Raw genomic sequence first — 18925 nt, 5'->3', positions numbered from 1 at the left:
GGGGAATAATGAACATTAGCGACGTAGCCAAAAAAACCAGTCTTAGCAGCAAGACAATCCGTTTTTATGAGGAAAAAGGGTTATTGACGGCACCATTACGTTGTGAAAATGGCTATCGTAGTTATAACGCTCATCATGTTGAAGAACTGACACTACTGCGCCAGGCACGCCAGGTTGGGTTTAGTCTGGAAGAGTGTCGTGAGCTGGTCACGCTGTTTAATGACCCGATGCGGCACAGTGCTGATGTCAAAGCACGAACCCTGCAAAAAGTTCGGGACATTGAAATACAAATTGAAGAATTAAAACACATGCGTCAGCGCTTGATGGCGATGGCCGATGAGTGTCCTGGTGACAACAATGCAGAGTGTCCGATTATGAGCCATCTGTCCGGGTGTTGCCATCAGGATACCGTACTGCCGTCGGGAGAGAATAACTCCCGCTAGGTGTTAAGGGCGCGGACATGTAGTGTAATGCCTTCAACGGCGATCACTTCCACGACCGTACCTGCCGCCAAATCCTGTCTGGTTGTCACCCGCCAGGTACTATCACCGATTCTGACGCGACTAAACCCGTCCACGACCGGTTCAGTTAGTGTGACTCGTAGTCCGACCAATTGCTGTCCACGCTGGTTCAGTGTAGAGGGGGGACGATTTAGTGCGCGTTTACGCAGCCAATACCACCAGAGCAGGGCGGTGATAATGGTCAGAATGGCAAATGCGGTCCCCTGCCACGGCCAGCTTATTGGCACCAGCCAGACCAGTAACCCAACCAGTACTGCGGACATCCCGCTCCATAACAGATAGCCGCTGGTACCCAGCATCTCGGCTGCCAGCAACAGGCCGCCGAGTGATAACCAGAACCAGTGCGCGTTTTCCATCACCAGTTCAATTCCCATCATTGACCTCGATTATCCTGGCTGTTTTTTATCAGTTCGGTAATGCCGCCAATCGCCCCCATCAGATTACTGGCCTCCAGTGGCATCATAATCACTTTACTATTGCTGGCTGAGCCGATGGTTTTTAGCGCATCAGTATATTTCTGTGCTACAAAATAGTTGATTGCCTGAATGTTACCCGCCGCAATCGCTTCAGATACCATCTGCGTGGCACGGGCTTCGGCTTCGGCTGCACGTTCGCGGGCCTCGGCTTCTAAAAATGCGGACTGACGAAGACCTTCCGCGTTCAGAATCTGTGACTGTTTCTCCCCTTCGGCTTTCAGAATTGCGGCCTGACGGATACCTTCCGCTTCAAGAATATCAGCACGTTTGTTACGTTCGGCTTTCATCTGCGCGTTCATGGCAGCAATCAACTCTGCTGGCGGACGAACGTCACGGATCTCTATTCGGGTGATTTTAATACCCCATGGATTGGTTGCTTCGTCGACAATGTGCAGCAAACGGGTATTAATGCTGTCGCGTTGTGAGAGCATTTCATCCAGCTCCATTGAACCCAGCACGGTACGGAAGTTGGTCATGGTCAGATTAACAATAGCCTGCTCCAGATTGCTGACTTCATAAGCCGCTCGTGCAGGATCGATAACCTGAATAAAGCAAACGGCATCAATGGCTACATTGGCGTTGTCACGTGAGATAATTTCTTGTGACGGGATATCCAGCACTTGTTCCATCATGTTGATCTTGCGGCCGATGCGATCCATAAACGGTACCACCAGATTCAGTCCGGGCATCAGCGTGCGGGTATAACGCCCAAAGCGTTCCACCGTCCATTGGTAACCTTGTGGCACGATCTTGATACCTGACCAGACAATGATCAGCGCGACAAAAATTACGACAGGAATAAACGTAAACATCAATGAGCCTCCAGTGGTTTTTTATATCCCGATTAAGCCGATATCTCATTACACATCATCGGGGGGAACGACGCTCGACGGAGTGGCTGCTGCCTATTCCCAGCAAGCGACCAAACCCCCGTTATCTGCTGATTCGGGATTGTTTGTTAATGATAATATCGGAGATACTGCAATTTGCCCAATTGCTTTGCCGATCTGCTGATTTCATCGCTCTGTTTTCAACTGGATTGAGCAATATGGCTTCACTGAGACGACCGGAAGATGGCGGGACAAGCAGGTGCCGATAATTATTTATTATTGAACGTAATTAGTATGAGGGAATATACCTGTCATACTTTAAGTTGCAGGTGTGTTGGCTGCGTTCGTTCACCCGAATCACTTATCTGAGTAAGCTCATCGGGATTCATTCTCTTGCCGCCTTCCTGCAACTCGAATTATTTTGGGTATAGTGTCTTGCTAGAAAACCATAAAATGAAATATTGCTAACTAGAATAACCTGCGTTATCCGAAATGATTAAGCAACGCCTGTAGCTATAAAAATAAACAGAATAATAGTGCAGTTACAAAGGCATTATTATATATCCAGCTCAATATCATCCACAGGCATGCAGCAGCAGGGCAGAATCTCATCCTGTCGAAGGCAGGCCAGTGGTGCTTGTCGGTAGACCACACTCCCTTTCAGCAGTCGGGTACGACAGGCGCCGCAATAGCCAGATCGACACTGATAGTCGACATTTATCCGGTGGGATTCAAGAACATCCAGCAGTGACGAGTGTTCGTCTGAACAGGAAAGCTGCGCACCAGAGATGCGCAGAGTAATTGTTGAAATATTCATGGAAATTACAGTTGGAAGTCGCTCAGGTCGTCGGCGTTGATTTCCGAATCAATCTGACCGACCAGATAAGAGCTGACTTCAACTTCTTGTGGTGCCACTTGTACGTTGTCTGAAACCAGCCAGGCGTTGATCCACGGAATCGGATTGGTGCGGGTTTCAAACGGCAGTGGTAAACCAACGGCTTGCATACGGATGTTGGTAATATATTCCACATACTGGCAAAGAATGTCTTTGTTCAGGCCAATCATCGAGCCATCGCGGAACAGGTAATCTGCCCACTCTTTCTCCTGCTGCGCTGCCAGTACGAACAGATCGTAGCACTGTTGTTGACACTCTTCCGCCACCTGCGCCATTTCCGGGTCGTCATGACCAGCACGCATCAGATTCAGTATGTGCTGCGTTCCTGTCAGATGCAGGGCTTCGTCACGGGCAATCAGCTTGATGATTTTGGCGTTGCCTTCCATCAGCTCGCGTTCAGCGAAAGCAAATGAACAGGCAAAACTGACATAGAAACGAATGGCTTCCAGTGCGTTGACACTCATCAGGCATAGATAGAGTTTTGTCTTCAATACGTGAAGGTTGATAGTAATACTCTTGCCATTGATCTGATGTGTGCCTTCTCCCAGTAGGTGGTAGTAGCTGGTCATTTCAATCAGATCATCATAAAAGCCGGAGATATCTTTTGCCCGTTTGAGAATTTCCTCATTGGTCACAATGTCATCAAATACTAGTGACGGATCGTTGACAATATTACGGATAATGTGTGTGTAGGAACGGGAGTGAATCGTTTCTGAAAACGCCCAGGTTTCCACCCAGGTTTCCAGCTCGGGAATGGAAATCAGTGGCAGCAAGGCCACGTTTGGGCTGCGTCCCTGGATGGAGTCCAGCAGCGTCTGGTATTTCAGGTTGCTGATAAAAATGTGTTTCTCGTGTTCGGGCATACCCTGATAGTCGATACGGTCGCGGGACACATCGACTTCTTCCGGGCGCCAGAAGAAAGAAAGCTGTTTTTCGATCAGCTTTTCAAAAATTTCATATTTTTGCTGATCGTAACGCGCCACGTTGACTGGCTGGCCGAAGAACATCGGTTCCAGTAGTTGGTTGTTTTTATTCTGTGAAAAAGTGGTATAGGCCATGAGTATCTCGATCTGGCAGTAATGGTTTTCTTGTTAAACACAGAGGCTGTGGAGCAGCCTCTGTAATAGACTCAGATCTTACAAGCACCGCTTTCGCAACCGTCGTCCTGAGGGGTATCCAACAGGTCGCCCTGCGTGTCTTCGGCACCGTCACGGGTGTTCTGGTAATACAGCGTTTTCACACCAAATTTGTACGCTGTGAGCAAATCTTTCAGGAGCTGTTTCATCGGAACTCTCCCTGACGGGAAACGTGCCGGATCGTAATTCGTGTTAGAGGAGATTGCCTGGTCGACAAACTTCTGCATTAACCCTACCAGTTGCAGATAACCATCATTGTTAGGCATGTCCCAGAGTAATTCATATGCATCTTTCAGACGTTCATATTCAGGCACCACCTGACGCAGAATACCGTCTTTGGACGCTTTCACACTGATATAACCCCGAGGCGGCTCAATACCATTGGTCGCATTAGAGATCTGTGATGAGGTTTCGGATGGCATCAGCGCGGACAACGTAGAGTTACGCAGACCATACTGTTTAATATCCTTACGTAGCGCATCCCAGTCATAATGCAGAGGTTCACTGCAAATGGCGTCCAGATCGCGTTTATATGTATCAATCGGCAGCAGACCTTGTGCATACGTGGTTTCGTTGAACCATGGGCAGGCACCCTGTTCGCGGGCCAATGCATTCGATGCTTTCAGCAGATAATACTGGATGGCTTCAAAGGTTCTGTGCGTCAGGTTATTAGCGCTGCCATCGGAATAGCGCACGCCGTTTTTCGCCAGATAGTAGGCGAAATTAATGACACCAATACCTAATGTGCGACGGCCCATAGCACCGCGCTTTGCAGCAAGGATCGGATAGTCCTGATAATCGAGCAGAGCATCCAGCGAGCGTACCGCCAGCGTCGCCAACTCTTCCAGGTCGTCCAGACTGTCAATGGCGCCAAGGTTGAAAGCGGAAAGCGTACAAAGCGCAATTTCACCACTTTCGTCATTGACGTCATTCAGCGGTTTGGTGGGTAGCGCGATTTCCAGGCACAGATTAGACTGACGTACTGGCGCTACCTGTGCGTCAAATGGGCTGTGGGTATTGCAGTGATCCACATTCTGAATATAGATACGCCCCGTGGACGCGCGCTCCTGCATCATCAGGGAGAACAGTTCTACCGCTTTGATCTGCTTTTTACGGATGCTGTCATCCTGTTCATACTTCACATACAACTGTTCGAATGCATCTTGATCGGCGAAAAACGCGTCATAGAGACCGGGAACATCTGACGGGCTGAACAGCGTAATGTCTTCACCCTTAACCAGCCGTTGATACATCAGTTTGTTGAGTTGTACGCCATAGTCGAGATGACGGACGCGGTTACCTTCCACACCCCGATTGTTTTTCAGCACCAGCAGACTTTCCACTTCCAGATGCCACAACGGGTAGAACAGTGTGGCCGCACCACCACGTACACCGCCCTGAGAGCAGGATTTCACTGCCGTCTGGAAATGTTTGTAGAAAGGAATACAGCCGGTATGAAAGGCTTCACCACCGCGGATCGGGCTACCCAGTGCACGGATGCGACCGGCGTTGATACCGATACCTGCTCGCTGGGAAACATATTTAACAATCGCACTGGACGTGGCATTGATGGAATCGAGACTGTCGCCGCACTCGATTAGTACGCAAGAGCTGAACTGACGGGTCGGGGTGCGCACGCCAGACATAATGGGTGTCGGCAGTGAAATCCTGAACGTGGAAATGGCGTCGTAGAAGCGTTTGACATAATCCAGACGCGTTTCGCGCGGATAGCCCGAAAACAGGCAGGCTGCGACCAACAGATACAGGAACTGAGCGCTTTCATAGATGTCGCCCGTGACGCGGTTTTGCACCAGATACTTCCCCTCCAATTGCTTGACAGCAGCATAGGAGAAGTTCATATCGCGCCAGTGATCGATAAACATATTCATCTGGGTAAATTCTTCAGGCGTGTAATCTTCCAGCAGATGATGATCGTATTTGCCCAGCCCAACCATTTTCACCACATGGTCGTACAGTGATGGCGGTTCAAATTGACCGTAAGCTTTTTTACGCAGATGAAAAATGGCCAGACGCGCGGCCAGATACTGATAGTCAGGACTTTCCCGGGAAATAAGGTCGGCCGCCGCTTTGATAATGGTTTCGTGGATATCAGCGGTTTTTATGCCGTCATAAAATTGAATGTGGGAACGCAATTCAACTTGCGAAACAGAGACGTTGTGTAATCCTTCTGCAGCCCAGGCGATCACCCGGTGGATTTTATCCAGATTGATGCGTTCTTTACTGCCATCGCGTTTGGTAACGAGCAGACTCTGATTCATGTGGCTTAGTACCTGTTATTTCTTTTAACACCCTATTATAACAAAAACGAAAATAGTGTTTTTTGTCAGAAGAAAACACTATATATAGGGGGTTGGGTTGGTTTTGATAACAAGATAGTGGGAAAAGTCAGTGATTGCAAGTGAACAAAAACGGCGGGTTTGTGGATAACATAGGGACAAAATGTTACAAATGCGCTAAATCCCAGCCCCTATGCGGCTTCTTTTTTTGTCAACCGAACGAATGGAAAAATAAAAAAATTGATCGAATGCCGGTTTCTTGTCCGATGTGAAAATTATCTTCTTGATCTGAAGAGGATTCAAGTACGAAGCGTTCGGAATAATCTGCTTACGCCGAAATCCTTTAAATAGCCGGGAGAGTGGAAGGGGCATTCTATTCTTGAGCTTTGGATATAAAAAAACCAGTGTTACAAAGGCACTGGTTTTAAAAATTATTTGTTTTTTTTAGCTGTCGCACCGGGTATGTATCATGTAGTTGACGTCTACATTTGTTCCCAACCGGAAACGGTCGGTTAGCGGATTGTAATGCAGGCCACTGATGTGACGCTCTCGCAGACGAGTGGCGTCAACCCACTGCAACAGTTCCGCCGGACGGATAAATTTTTTGATGTCATGCGTACCGCGAGGAACCATATTGGTAATGTATTCGGCGCCGACAATCAACATCAGCCAGGCCCTGGCATTACGGTTGATGGTGGAGAAAAAGACGTGCCCTCCCGGTTTTACCAACCTGGCGCAGGCTTCCACTACTGACTGTGGATCTGGGACATGCTCCAGCAACTCCATACAGGTGACGACGTCATATTCACCAGCACAGGTTTCAGCGTGCGTTTCTACCGTCTCTTGCACATAGTTAACGGTAATACCGCTTTCCAGTGCGTGCAACCGTGCTACCTGTAACGGTTCGCTACCCATGTCCAACCCGGTAACACTGGCTCCCTCCAGGGCCATGCTTTCTGCCAGAATGCCGCCGCCACAGCCGACATCCAGTACTTTTTTGCCAAAAATACCTTCTGCGTGTTGAGCAATATAATTCAGGCGCAGTGGGTTAATACGATGTAATGGTTTGAACTCACCTTCCAGATCCCACCAGCGGGAGGCTACTGCCTCAAATTTGGCAATTTCCTGGTGATCGACATTCAGGGGTTTGGTGTCTGCATTCATGGGTATTTATAACCTTGTCTTTATTTTCGCTATAGCGAGTATATCTATCCTGCAACCGATGTTGTAGTCGGCTGGTTATTCTTGTCGGTATGAAGGGATAAATGTGATGTGGCGATTCTTTTCTGTCCGGGTGACGTTTTTTCTGATGAATAAAAGTAGGGTAACGGGTGTGGAGTTTTCCCAGAAACTGCGCTTTGTGCTATAATTTTTCACCTTTTGAACCCGGGTGGATGCATTAATAGAGGGATAGCGGCTCCATGAGCGACCTTGCCAGAGAAATTACACCGGTCAACATCGAGGACGAGCTGAAAAGCTCATATCTGGATTATGCCATGTCTGTTATTGTCGGGCGTGCGTTGCCAGATGTTCGTGATGGCCTGAAGCCGGTACATCGTCGCGTACTGTTTGCGATGAGTGTACTCGGGAATGACTGGAATAAACCTTACAAAAAATCGGCCCGTGTGGTCGGGGATGTTATCGGTAAATATCACCCACATGGTGATAGCGCAGTGTATGACACTATTGTGCGTATGGCGCAGCCGTTTTCATTACGTTACATGTTGGTAGATGGTCAGGGTAACTTCGGTTCCGTTGACGGCGATTCCGCCGCTGCAATGCGTTATACCGAAGTTCGCATGTCGAAAATTGCCCATGAACTGCTTGCCGATCTGGAAAAAGATACCGTCGATTTTGTACCGAACTATGACGGTACGGAGCAGATTCCTGACGTTATGCCTACCCGCATTCCGAATCTGCTGGTAAATGGTTCGTCCGGTATTGCGGTGGGGATGGCGACCAATATTCCTCCTCATAACCTGTCTGAAGTGATCAACGGTTGCCTGGCCTATATTGACGATGAAGATATCAGCGTCGAAGGCCTGATGGCCCATATACCAGGGCCGGATTTCCCTACGTCTGCCATCATTAACGGCAAGCGTGGTATTGAGGAAGCCTACCGTACCGGTCGTGGCAAGGTTTATATCCGTGCTCGCGCCGAGGTAGAAGCTGATGCCAAAAGTGGTCGTGAGACGATCATCGTGCATGAAATTCCATATCAGGTGAATAAAGCCCGCCTGATTGAGAAAATCGCCGAGCTGGTAAAAGATAAGCGTATTGAGGGAATCAGCGCGCTGCGTGACGAGTCGGATAAAGACGGTATGCGCATCGTGATTGAAATCAAGCGTGATGGGGTCGGTGAGGTGGTGCTGAACCATCTGTATTCCCAGACGCAGATGCAGGTTTCTTTTGGTATCAATATGGTCGCCCTGCATCAGGGAAGACCTAAGCTTATGACGCTGAAGGATATTTTATCTGCATTCGTCCGTCATCGTCGTGAAGTGGTTACCCGCCGAACTATCTTTGAATTGCGTAAAGCACGCGAACGGGCCCATATCCTGGAAGGCCTGGCGATTGCTCTGGTGAATATCGATCCGATAATCGAGTTGATTCGTCATGCTTCAACACCGGCGGAGGCCAAAGCGGGGTTGATTTCCAAACCTTGGGATTTGGGTACCGTTGCCGCCATGCTGGAAAATGCGGGGGATGATGCCGCACGGCCGGAATGGCTGGAGCCGGAATTCGGTATTCATGAAGGGAAATATTATCTCACCGAGCCTCAGGCTCAGGCGATTCTGGATCTGCGTTTGCAGAAGCTGACTGGTCTTGAGCATGAGAAATTGCTGGATGAGTATAAAGAACTTCTGACTCAGATTGCCGGGCTGCTGTACATTCTGCAGAATCCAGAACGTCTGATGGAAGTGATCCGCGAAGAGCTGGAAGCGATCAAAGAGCAGTATAACGATCCCCGTCGTACGGAAATCACCCATAACACTGCTGACATCAATATTGAAGATTTGATCAGCCAGGAAGATGTTGTGGTGACGTTGTCTCATCAGGGCTATGTCAAATATCAGCCGCTGAGCGACTACGAAGCACAACGTCGTGGTGGTAAAGGCAAATCTGCTGCGCGTATTAAAGAAGAAGATTTCATCGATCGCCTGCTGGTGGCTAATACCCATGACACAATCCTGTGTTTCTCCAGTCGTGGCCGACTCTATTGGATGAAAGTTTACCAGTTGCCGGAAGCCAGCCGTGGAGCACGCGGTCGCCCGATCGTGAATCTGTTGCCGTTGGAGCCAAATGAACGTATTACGGCTATCCTACCGGTACGTGAGTACGAAGAAGGGAAGAGTGTGTTCATGGCAACGGCCAGCGGTACAGTGAAGAAAACTGCACTGACTGGATTCAGCCGTCCACGCAGCGCCGGTATCATTGCTGTGAATCTGAATGACGGTGATGAGCTGATCGGGGTTGATCTCACCGATGGTAGCGATGAAGTGATGTTGTTCTCTGCTGCCGGTAAAGTGGTTCGCTTCTCCGAAGGCGCAGTCCGTTGCATGGGCCGGACAGCGACAGGCGTGAGAGGTATCAACTTGCAGGGCGAAGATCGGGTGGTTTCCCTGATTATTCCTCGAGGTGAGGGCGATATTCTGACGGTAACGCAGAATGGTTTTGGCAAGCGTACTGCGGTCATCGAATATCCAGTGAAATCCCGTGCTACCAAGGGTGTGATTTCAATCAAGGTGAGCGATCGCAATGGCAAGGTTGTTGGTGCGGTGCAGGTTGATGCGGCTGATCAGATAATGATGATTACCGATGCCGGCACGCTAGTACGTACCCGTGTATCTGAAGTCAGCATTGTTGGCCGTAATACACAAGGGGTTACGCTGATTCGCACAGCAGACGATGAAAATGTCGTTGGCTTGCAGCGGGTTGCTGAACCTGTAGAAGACGAAGAACTGGACGGTGTTGTGGCCGTTGAGGGTGAAGTGCCTGAAGACGAGGGTAATGTCGATGACATCGATAACGATGACGACATTCCTGAAGATGATGAATAACCCAGATACTTGTCCAGAGTAACCCAGAGCCAGCGAGTGATACGCTGGCTTTTTTTATGCAGTGTCGGTAGTGTATTCGCAGATTTTACCTATTGGTGATAATTCCACAACCTTACGGTATTCCTTTGAAATTTATAGCTTCATTTCAAACTACGCTCAAAGTATCCCGCTATATGTTCCGGATACTGGCTATTATGCTGTGGCTCCTTGGCGCACTGATATCGGTATTTTATGTCAGTAAGGTGATGAATGATAAAGAGTCGCAACTGCGTCAGATCTTCAACCTGAACTTTGATCAGTCGCAAGGATATATACGTCATGCCACCGATATTGCGCGTGAATTGAAATACATGGCTACCCAACGGTTAAGCACTCTTTTGGCGGCAGAGCATGACCAGTCTGTGCCTGACAAATCATCATTGTTTTCAGTGTATTCCCTTGCTTCGGGGCGAAATTGCTCGGCGATATATGCTAAAAATCCTGCGCAGTTGACACCGCTGGTGACTTTTTTTGAACAGTGGCATGAGGATTTTTCTTCGGTTTACGATCTCAACAGAATCTTTTTTATCGATAGCAATCAACAGTGTATGGTGGATTTTGGGATCCGCAATCAGTCTTTGGATAGTGAAAGCCTGATGAAGAATGTGCAGGACCACTTTCTGAATGAGAAAAATGAGCAATTATTAGGCCGTCGGAACGACAGTGTTTTCTGGGTTACTCCTGGTCCTACATCAGATGTGGGTTATTTCTATGCCTTAACGCCAATTTATGACAATAACCGGCTCATCACGATAATGGGGATAGAACAAACCATTCGTCTGGATGATTTTCTGATGAGCAGTGATTTACCGATTGGCGTGAAATTGCTGGATAAAAATAATAAGACACTGTTGCAGTTCAGCGATATGAATCGTAATAGTGCAAGTATCAGCCATTACCCTGAGGTGATTAACTATTTTGGTTATGTCGATGGGTACAACGAGCTGATTCTGAAAAAGGTGTTGTTGCCAACCACATTAAATGTTGTGTATTCGCTGCCGCTGGATGTGCTACTAAGTGCGCTCAATTCGCTGATAATTAAAACTGTGGTGCTGAATTTGCTGGTGGCTGTTCTCCTGTTTTTGATGACGCGGCTCTTTGAGCGCAAGATATTCCGACCGGCAGAGAAGAATGCATTTCAACTGGAAGAAAATGAACAGTTCAATCGTAAAATTGTAGCTTCTGCCCCTGTGGGTATCTGTATTCTACGCCTTAGTGACGGCACTAATATTCTCAGTAATGAGCTGGCCCATAATTATCTTAATCTGTTGAGCTATGAAGATCGTTTACGGATCACCCATATTATTTGTGAACAGCAATCGAAGTCGGTCGATGTACTGACTGGACGCCAGCATCATCTGCAAATCAGCTTTGTCCATTCGCGCTATCGTAATGAGAATGTCGCCATCTGTGTGTTGCTGGATGTGAGTGCGCGTGTCCGGATGGAGGAGTCATTGCAGGAAATGGCAAATGCGGCGGAGCAGGCTAGTCAGTCTAAATCCATGTTTCTGGCGACGGTTAGTCATGAGTTGCGAACACCGCTCTATGGCATTATCGGTAATCTTGATTTGATACAAACCAAGACGTTGCCCAAAGATGCAAACCGTCTGGTTTCCGCCATGCATAACTCTTCTGAGCTACTGCTGAAAATCATCAGCGATATTCTCGACTTTTCCAAGATAGAGTCTGAACAACTGAAAATAGAGCCCTGTGAGTTTTCCCCCCGTGAAGTCATCAGTCATATTGTGGGCAACTATCTACCGTTGGTTGTGAAGAAACGGTTGACGCTGTACTGCTTTATTGATCCCCGAGTACCGCTGAATCTTTCTGGTGATCCGGTTCGTTTACAGCAGGTATTATCCAACTTGATCAGTAATGCCATTAAATTCACTGATACAGGCTGTATTGTGTTTCAGGTGGGCTGTCGGGATGGTTATCTTGAGTTTCTGATCCGGGATACTGGCGTCGGTATTAATACCCGGGAAGTGATGAAGTTGTTTGATCCTTTCTTTCAGGCTGGAACAGGTGTCCAGCGTCATTTTCAGGGAACCGGACTGGGGCTGGCGATTTGTGAGAAGCTGGTCAGCCTTATGGATGGTGATATTATGATTGAATCTGAATCTGGTATCGGAAGCCAATTTGGCATTCGCATTCCGCTTTATCAGGCTAATTATGTTCATTCGGTGATTGACGCCAGTTTACAGGGGAAAAAATGCTGGTTGTTGGTCCGTAATGTACGTCTGGAGGGCTATTTACTGGATCTCTTGCAGGATCATGGGTTGGATGCTCGACGTCATGAAGGGCAGAAGATCGGTGCAGACGATGTGGTGATCGCCGATTATCTGTTAACAATGCCTGTAAGCATGCGTGCCTGGATCATGATTAGCGGTTCACATATCGGTTCCGCGCAACAAGTCAGTCCGGATTGTTGGGTGCACAGTACCTCTGCACCGCAGGATTTGCCGTTATTATTGCGGCGGATCTATCGTGTGGTGGCAGAACTTCCGGCATCGGTGACAACACCGGAAGTGGATAGTTACAGCTACAATGAAAATGAGTACATCAATATTCTGGTCGTGGATGATCACCCGATTAACCGGCGTCTGCTGGCAGATCAACTGGTTTCGTTGGGGTATCAGGTTATTACTGCCAATGACGGAATTGATGCATTAGAGCGGTTGAAGAAGAACAGCGTTGATATCGTGCTGACTGACGTCAATATGCCGAATATGGATGGCTATAAATTGACTCAGTGCCTGAGGGAGATGCAACAGACTTTTCCCGTGATTGGCGTCACTGCCAATGCCCTGGCAGAAGAGCGGCAACGCTGTTTACAGGCCGGTATGGACAACTGTCTGTCTAAGCCAGTGACGTTGGATACCTTGCAAAAAACGCTGTCCTACTACAGTAATCTGGTGCGACAAAAACAGGAATCATCCGCTTCTTGACTCTGGCTAACGTGGCCGGGAATGGCAAACAAGTATTCACCACGCCCGGTGTGTTTATTCTTTGTCAGAGGTAACGCTGACGGAAGACAGATAATTCAGCAAGGCGATATCATTATCGACACCCAACTTGGTCATCGCTGATTTTTTCTGACTACTGATAGTCTTGATACTACGGTTCAGTTTCTTGGCGATTTCTGTCACCAGTAAACCTTCGGCAAACAGACGCAGCACTTCACTCTCTTTGGGGGACAGTCGCTTGTCGCCATAACCACTGGCGCTGATTTTCTCCAGCACTTTGGTGACGCTTTCTGGTGTGAATTTTTTTCCTTTCTGCAAGGCAGCCAGCGCTTTGGGAAGGTCTGTTGGCGCACCTTGCTTTAACACAATACCTTCAATATCCAACTCCAGCACCGCACTGAGAATGGCTGGATTGTTATTCATGGTAAGAACGATAATGGAGAGCTGCGGAAAATGTCGTTTGATATATTTGATTAAAGTAATACCATCGCCATATTTATCACCAGGCATGGATAAATCAGTAATTAAAACGTCGGCATCCAGTTTAGGCAGATTATTGACCAGTGTTGTGGATTCCTCAAATTCACCCACGATATTTATCCATTCAATTTGCTCAAGCGACTTTCTGATGCCAAAAATGACAATAGGATGGTCGTCTGCAATAATTACGTTTAGGTTACTCATTGTTTATTACTCATGTTGTTAGTTACCCCTGCTGTAGTAATGCACTGACAAAACGTTCAATTCGTTGAAGGTTATTTTCAATCTGTACACTATCCTGTGAGGTAATAAGTTTCTCCAGCTCTTCACATAATTGCTTGCCAGGGTGCAGATTCAACATGGCGAATACGCCTTTAAGCCGATGTGCGGTCTGCGCCAGTGACAAAAAATCGCCGTTTTCTGTTTCAGTATACAGTCTCTTTAAATCCTCCGGTACTGTCTCTACAAACAGTGAGTAATAGTCACTGTTTTTGATCTGACGGACGTAGAAACTGATGCCATCAGCGTTTTCTGACACGGTATCTTCAGAAGAAGTTTCCAACTGCTGCTCAATCAGTTTCAGCATGGCATCGAGCATAAGCTGGCTGATGTTGTAATTGGTACGCAATCGACGATGACCTATCGGCACCAGTTGTGTGTCGTCACTGGTAACCAGAATGGTGTAATCGGTCAATTTTTCCATATCATCCGTAATCGTCAGCGCGGCCTCTTGTGTCATCAATCGTTCATCGTAAATAACACAATTGGCCCCCCAACTACTGACCATGCGATTGACAATGTGTTGCACTTCAATCGCGGTGATATCGAGTAATACGGTAATACCATCCAGCAATTTTTCGTCGTCGTCGTCGACAGGCAGAGCTTCCGGTTTCAGTATTAACGTCAGAATATAATGTGTTCCCAGTCCTGACTTACTGTTAATTTGTAACTGTCCCCCCAGTTTGTTACAAAGCTGGTTGCACAAAAATAGGGTTAGTCCGGAATTTTGATTGAATCGATCTGCCAGTGGCAGGGTAGAAAAAGGGTGGCGCAGATTATCCTGGATGACGTCAGAAATTTCAGTGCCTGTGTCGCTGATCTGGATAATCAGCTGTTCAGGTGCATCGTCTGCCTGTGTCAGGGAAACAGTAATCTTGCCGTAATCTGTATTAGTGATGGAGTAATCCAGCAATAATGACAGCATTTTCTTTAACAGTTCGCTGTCACCACAATAAGTCTGACGCATGTCGAGATTATAATGGTTAAATAGCATCAATCCTTTCTGGCGAATATGCGGTAGTGATTCCAGCAGCAGATTGTCCATCAGTGTCAATAGCGAGAAAGTGTCATGTGCCGCAGTCCATTCCTCTGTCTCTAGGTGCGCTTGTAGTGAAATATTTTCCATCAGTCTGGCGGCGCGGGCCGCTTCGGCAATTAATTGCCGAATGACTTGTTGTTGTTCTGGTTGGTAATCGGTTTTCTGTAGTGAAAGCGCAAGATCATATACTGATGACAAAGGTTGGTTGAATTCCTGACCTAAATTGCGAAATAGACTGCTGCGTACCTCAATATTCTTATCAAGCTCCCGTTGTGCCAACTGTAGCTTTTTATTCACCAGAATTTCCTGGTCCTGCTCACGCAGCAGGAACAGGTAATAATCAGGTGCTTCCTGGCTGTGGAACAGACGGACTTCATACATCTCATTATTGACAGTCACTTGAATGACTCCCTGATGCTCCTCCGCCAGTGTTGCAATTTTCTTCAGGCTCAAATGCGGGGAGAGCCGTTCCGCCAGCGAGTTGGAGACCACTACCTTGTTGCTACCGAAATCGTAAACCAATACCCCGATGGGAACCTGACTGATAATTTCCGTATACATTCTTTGTTGTTTTTTAAGACGATACGACAGATCTTCCTGGGGCCGAGTATAGTGACGGCGGAAGGCATAGAACCCCATCAGGGCAATGACCAGTAGAGCCAGATTAAGCAATATCAGCCAGATATTGGCGCTTAACATGTTGGTAATCAGACGACCCAGCGGAATCATGTAGATGATTTTGATCGGAGCATTCATTAGCTGCGCAGAAACTTCCAGTGTCCTGCCATCCAGAGTGACATCGGTGGGGATTTCATTCTCTGTCGTCGGTTCAATATTGGTTGGTGGTGTCTGCTGGCGCAGGATGAACCCTTCGCTGGACATATCCCTGGGAATCAGATCATTGATCGACAGATCGAATGCGATCACGGTTGCCAGATGTCCCGGCTGATTGAATGTCGTGCGCAGCGTAAAATAATAATCGTTGTAAAATCGTAGCTTACGTAGCGGAGAGAAGCTTTCGCGTTCGTCCAGCGCATTGGCCTGCTGTAGCATCTCGGCTTTACGGGCTTCCACCATTGAGGAAATATAGTTACCGCGAAATTGTGAAGAGATATCTTTCAGTGGTTGGGTGGAGATCATCGTCAGGCTATTATCCGCACCGTTCAGATAATACAGCGAATATACATCAGTTGTGGCACCCCACAGAATGTCCAGGTACTGCGACATTTTGCGCATTGAATTCAGGGTCGCCTGGTCATGTTGCCCAAAGATCAGCGCATCTGTTTTCTGGCCGCTTTTTTCTGCATAAAATACATTCGGCACCAGCGTGATGAGATTGATATTACTGTTATCTGTGGCGGTGACAGGATCGTTGATCAGGTTTTTGTATATTTGGTCGGTATAGAATCGATAAGCATCGATACGCTTTTGCATATCTTCTGCAATATCAGTCAAATCGTATTTTTTCTCCGTCATCCAACTATTGATATAGCTATAGCTAAACACCCCGGTTATCAGGAGTAACAGCATAATGAACAGGGCGAAGTAACGAATGATGATGGCGGGCATTAAATCAGACTCCTGATGGACGGGTCACGGTGCGTGCACTTGCGCTGACAATCAATAGCAACAGTACGACAACACCCAGTGCCAGTGATAGGTTGCTCCATTGTGAAATGAATCCCAGCAGTGTTGGACCGGCCAGAATACCGATATAGCCGAGGATGGAGATAGACGCGATTGCCATATTGGTGGACATGGTTTTCTGGTTACCGGCAGCAGTGAAAAGAATGGGGACTACATTAGACGCGCCAATGCCGACCATCATAAATCCGACAATGGTCGTTGCCGGATGGTTAATGCTGATGCTTAACAGTAGACCCAAAGCGGCACACAGACTACCTCCTGCGACGACGGCGTAACGTCCTAACGCATTAACGATTCGGTCACCGTTAAGTCTTCCCACTGTCATGGTAATGGAAAAAGCCACATAACCGATACCCGCCCAGCTATTGTCAAAACCACGAGCGGTAGTCAGATAAAGTGCTCCCCAGTCCAGAATGGCGCCTTCGGTCAGAAACATTATGAAGCAAAGTATGCCTATAACCAGTACCCGACCACGAGGACGTACCAATAATGGCCCCTTGTTCTGTGTGCTTCTTGACCGGAGTAGATGACGTTGTGACCCAAGCAATAACAGCAGAGTGAGCGTCACCACCACCAATGTAGCGAAAAACGGTGACAGCCCCAGCCAAAGACAGGCGCTGAGCCCTCCGGCGCCAGCGATCCCCCCCACGCTGTAAAAGCCATGAAACCCCGACATCATGGCGTGGCCGCTGACCTGCTCCACCACCACCGCCTGAATGTTGATGGAAACATCAATAAGGCCAAGCGCAAAACCAAATAGAAACAGAACCACCGCCATTTCCAGTATGGTATCGGCTTGGGTCAGCGCAGGGAGTATCAGACATGTGCAGATTGTGGCTATCAGAATGACACGACGACAGCTAAAACGGCTGGTAAGGAATCCAGCCAGTAACATCGCGAGTAATGATCCGATACCAAGCGTTAATAACAATGCGCCGAGTGACGCATCGTTGATGCCTAGTCGCGTCTTTGCGAACGGTATCAGTGGTGCCCAGGCAGAAATGGTGATACCCGTAATGAAGAAGACGAGGCGTGTTGCCATCTGCTCGGGTCTGCCAGAAAGCGACGGTTGTCCGTTGGTCGTTTTGGGGTCTAATGTTGTACTCATAGCCTGATGGATACCGCCAGAAAAAACATGAGTCAGAAAAACACAAATAAGCGCTTACTTTTACCATAAGTGAATCATTTTATCGCGAAGGGAAGCGTTTTTCTCTGCGTGATTGCGAAATGAGGAGTATGAGCGTTAAACACAGTGATATATCCGTCATCTTTCAAGTTGCGGGTGCGTTGGCGGCGTCCAATGACGTGCCCATGACCAGACCTCGCCCTGTTGGAGCCGCTATAAACAGGGTTCAAATCTGCTCTCGACAGATTTGTTACCTGAATCACTTACCTGAGTGGACGCCACATCGGGATTCCTTCACTTGACGTCTTTCTGCAACTCGAAATCTATTGGGTATATACCCGTCATACTTCAAGTTGCAGGTGTGTTGGCTGCGTTCGTTCACCCGAATCACTTACCTGAGTAAGCTCCTCGGGATTCACTCTCTTTCCGCCTTCCTGCAACTCGAATTATTTGGGGTATAGCAGGTTCTATCGAACTATAAAAAATGCCGGACGAACCGGCAATAGAAAAGAAAATATTCTTAATAGAGGAATGAAGATGATGAAGAATGATTAGTGTAAAGCGTTCATTTTCTACTTTTTTATCACTTAATGCGAAATGATATCATATATCGACAGAATGTTTTTCATTCATAACATCCGTGTATGAATAGGCAATTATGCTGAAATATCTCATATTTAAATATGAAAAAAATTATAATTATTATTTTTAATGAAAATTTATGATTGTAATTTATTGATTATATTTATCTTTAACGATTTTTCCCTATTGCTTACGCATTTGTCGTATCAGATTGTAAATAAGTGTTGTTTTATGTGTTTAAAAATAGAGTATGTATCTCGACTTTTAAATGATAAACGTTGAGGTGGCCGGGAATTACACTTTTTAGTGCCTTATCAGGCGGGCGCTATTCCCGATTAAACGCCGTATTTATTGCCGCATCATCCACGAGGTTACTCATATCTGTAACTTAAAATCTATTAAGTACGCACCCGTTATCCTTCGAGTTGCAAATGCGTTGGTCGCCTTTGATTACTTTTTCTATTCCTGGACCTCACTCGGCCATTTTTTATTCTCTGAGATAGTGGATTTTGCGATTGATGCGGGATCGCACTTCTGTGGCATTTCGTTTC

The 18925-nt window shown here is 47.4% G+C and carries 12 protein-coding genes; 3 read left to right on the top strand and 9 right to left on the bottom strand.

Annotated features, from left to right (window positions below):
- Positions 1-8 precede the first annotated feature (8 nt).
- Positions 9-443 carry a Cu(I)-responsive transcriptional regulator gene (cueR, locus tag CWC46_RS18750; RefSeq protein ID WP_021015016.1) on the top strand — a complete coding sequence of 145 codons (435 nt, stop codon included), beginning with the start codon at positions 9-11 and terminating at the stop codon, positions 441-443.
- On the opposite strand, the gene CWC46_RS18745 is transcribed toward cueR, so the two are convergent.
- From CWC46_RS18745 to ubiG, 6 genes are all read right to left on the bottom strand, one after another.
- Entirely contained in the window at positions 440-895 is a 456-nt protein-coding gene (locus tag CWC46_RS18745) for an NfeD family protein (RefSeq protein WP_021015017.1), read from the bottom strand. The genes cueR and CWC46_RS18745 overlap by 4 nt on opposite strands.
- On the bottom strand, positions 895-1809 hold the full coding sequence (locus CWC46_RS18740; protein WP_021015018.1) for an SPFH domain-containing protein: 915 nt from the start codon (positions 1807-1809) through the stop codon (positions 895-897). The genes CWC46_RS18745 and CWC46_RS18740 overlap by 1 nt, the downstream gene beginning before the upstream one ends.
- Positions 1810-2383: 574 nt before the next feature.
- The gene (gene yfaE, locus CWC46_RS18735) at positions 2384-2644 is read right to left on the bottom strand and encodes a class I ribonucleotide reductase maintenance protein YfaE (RefSeq protein WP_037380739.1); all 261 of its coding nucleotides are present in this window, start codon (positions 2642-2644) and stop codon (positions 2384-2386) included.
- Between the two features lie 5 nt (positions 2645-2649).
- The gene (gene nrdB, locus CWC46_RS18730) at positions 2650-3780 is read right to left on the bottom strand and encodes a class Ia ribonucleoside-diphosphate reductase subunit beta (protein WP_021015019.1); all 1131 of its coding nucleotides are present in this window, start codon (positions 3778-3780) and stop codon (positions 2650-2652) included.
- A gap of 71 nt (positions 3781-3851) precedes the next feature.
- Positions 3852-6137: a class 1a ribonucleoside-diphosphate reductase subunit alpha gene (gene nrdA, locus CWC46_RS18725; protein WP_021015020.1), complete on the bottom strand. Its 2286-nt coding sequence runs from the start codon at positions 6135-6137 to the stop codon at positions 3852-3854.
- 462 nt (positions 6138-6599) lie between these two features.
- Positions 6600-7319, bottom strand: a complete 720-nt coding sequence (ubiG, locus tag CWC46_RS18715) for a bifunctional 2-polyprenyl-6-hydroxyphenol methylase/3-demethylubiquinol 3-O-methyltransferase UbiG (RefSeq protein ID WP_021015021.1) — start codon at positions 7317-7319, stop codon at positions 6600-6602.
- A 257-nt stretch (positions 7320-7576) separates the two neighbouring features.
- On the opposite strand from ubiG, the gene gyrA reads away from it, so the two are divergent.
- The gene (gene gyrA / locus CWC46_RS18710) at positions 7577-10216 is read left to right on the top strand and encodes a DNA topoisomerase (ATP-hydrolyzing) subunit A (RefSeq protein WP_021015022.1); all 2640 of its coding nucleotides are present in this window, start codon (positions 7577-7579) and stop codon (positions 10214-10216) included.
- 125 nt (positions 10217-10341) lie between these two features.
- A complete protein-coding gene (gene rcsC, locus CWC46_RS18705; protein ID WP_071790853.1) occupies positions 10342-13203 on the top strand; it encodes a two-component system sensor histidine kinase RcsC in 2862 nt (953 codons plus the stop codon).
- 54 nt (positions 13204-13257) lie between these two features.
- Here rcsC and rcsB read toward each other — a convergent pair whose 3' ends face one another.
- Genes rcsB through CWC46_RS18690 form a run of 3 tightly spaced genes read right to left on the bottom strand, consistent with a single transcriptional unit; the run spans position 13258 to position 17774 of the window.
- A complete protein-coding gene (rcsB, locus tag CWC46_RS18700; RefSeq protein ID WP_021015024.1) occupies positions 13258-13905 on the bottom strand; it encodes a response regulator transcription factor RcsB in 648 nt (215 codons plus the stop codon).
- A 22-nt stretch (positions 13906-13927) separates the two neighbouring features.
- A complete protein-coding gene (gene rcsD, locus CWC46_RS18695; RefSeq protein ID WP_021015025.1) occupies positions 13928-16588 on the bottom strand; it encodes a phosphotransferase RcsD in 2661 nt (886 codons plus the stop codon).
- 4 nt (positions 16589-16592) lie between these two features.
- On the bottom strand, positions 16593-17774 hold the full coding sequence (locus CWC46_RS18690; RefSeq protein WP_021015026.1) for an MFS transporter: 1182 nt from the start codon (positions 17772-17774) through the stop codon (positions 16593-16595).
- Positions 17775-18925: the final 1151 nt, after the last annotated feature.

The sequence above is a fragment of the Prodigiosinella confusarubida genome (assembly GCF_002847015.1).
GTDB lineage: Bacteria > Pseudomonadota > Gammaproteobacteria > Enterobacterales > Enterobacteriaceae > Prodigiosinella > Prodigiosinella aquatilis.
This window is presented reverse-complemented; position numbering and strand designations above follow the sequence as displayed.

Excerpts from the sequence above, each read along its gene's own strand:
- cueR (WP_021015016.1), top strand. The coding sequence starts at position 9 with ATGAACATTAGCGACGTAGCCAAAAAAACCAGTCTTAGCAGCAAGACA.
- CWC46_RS18740 (WP_021015018.1), bottom strand. The coding sequence starts at position 1,809 with ATGTTTACGTTTATTCCTGTCGTAATTTTTGTCGCGCTGATCATTGTC.
- rcsB (WP_021015024.1), bottom strand. The coding sequence starts at position 13,905 with ATGAGTAACCTAAACGTAATTATTGCAGACGACCATCCTATTGTCATT.
- CWC46_RS18690 (WP_021015026.1), bottom strand. The coding sequence starts at position 17,774 with ATGAGTACAACATTAGACCCCAAAACGACCAACGGACAACCGTCGCTT.
- nrdA (WP_021015020.1), bottom strand. The coding sequence starts at position 6,137 with ATGAATCAGAGTCTGCTCGTTACCAAACGCGATGGCAGTAAAGAACGC.
- yfaE (WP_037380739.1), bottom strand. The coding sequence starts at position 2,644 with ATGAATATTTCAACAATTACTCTGCGCATCTCTGGTGCGCAGCTTTCC.
- ubiG (WP_021015021.1), bottom strand. The coding sequence starts at position 7,319 with ATGAATGCAGACACCAAACCCCTGAATGTCGATCACCAGGAAATTGCC.
- gyrA (WP_021015022.1), top strand. The coding sequence starts at position 7,577 with ATGAGCGACCTTGCCAGAGAAATTACACCGGTCAACATCGAGGACGAG.
- rcsD (WP_021015025.1), bottom strand. The coding sequence starts at position 16,588 with ATGCCCGCCATCATCATTCGTTACTTCGCCCTGTTCATTATGCTGTTA.
- CWC46_RS18745 (WP_021015017.1), bottom strand. The coding sequence starts at position 895 with ATGGGAATTGAACTGGTGATGGAAAACGCGCACTGGTTCTGGTTATCA.
- nrdB (WP_021015019.1), bottom strand. The coding sequence starts at position 3,780 with ATGGCCTATACCACTTTTTCACAGAATAAAAACAACCAACTACTGGAA.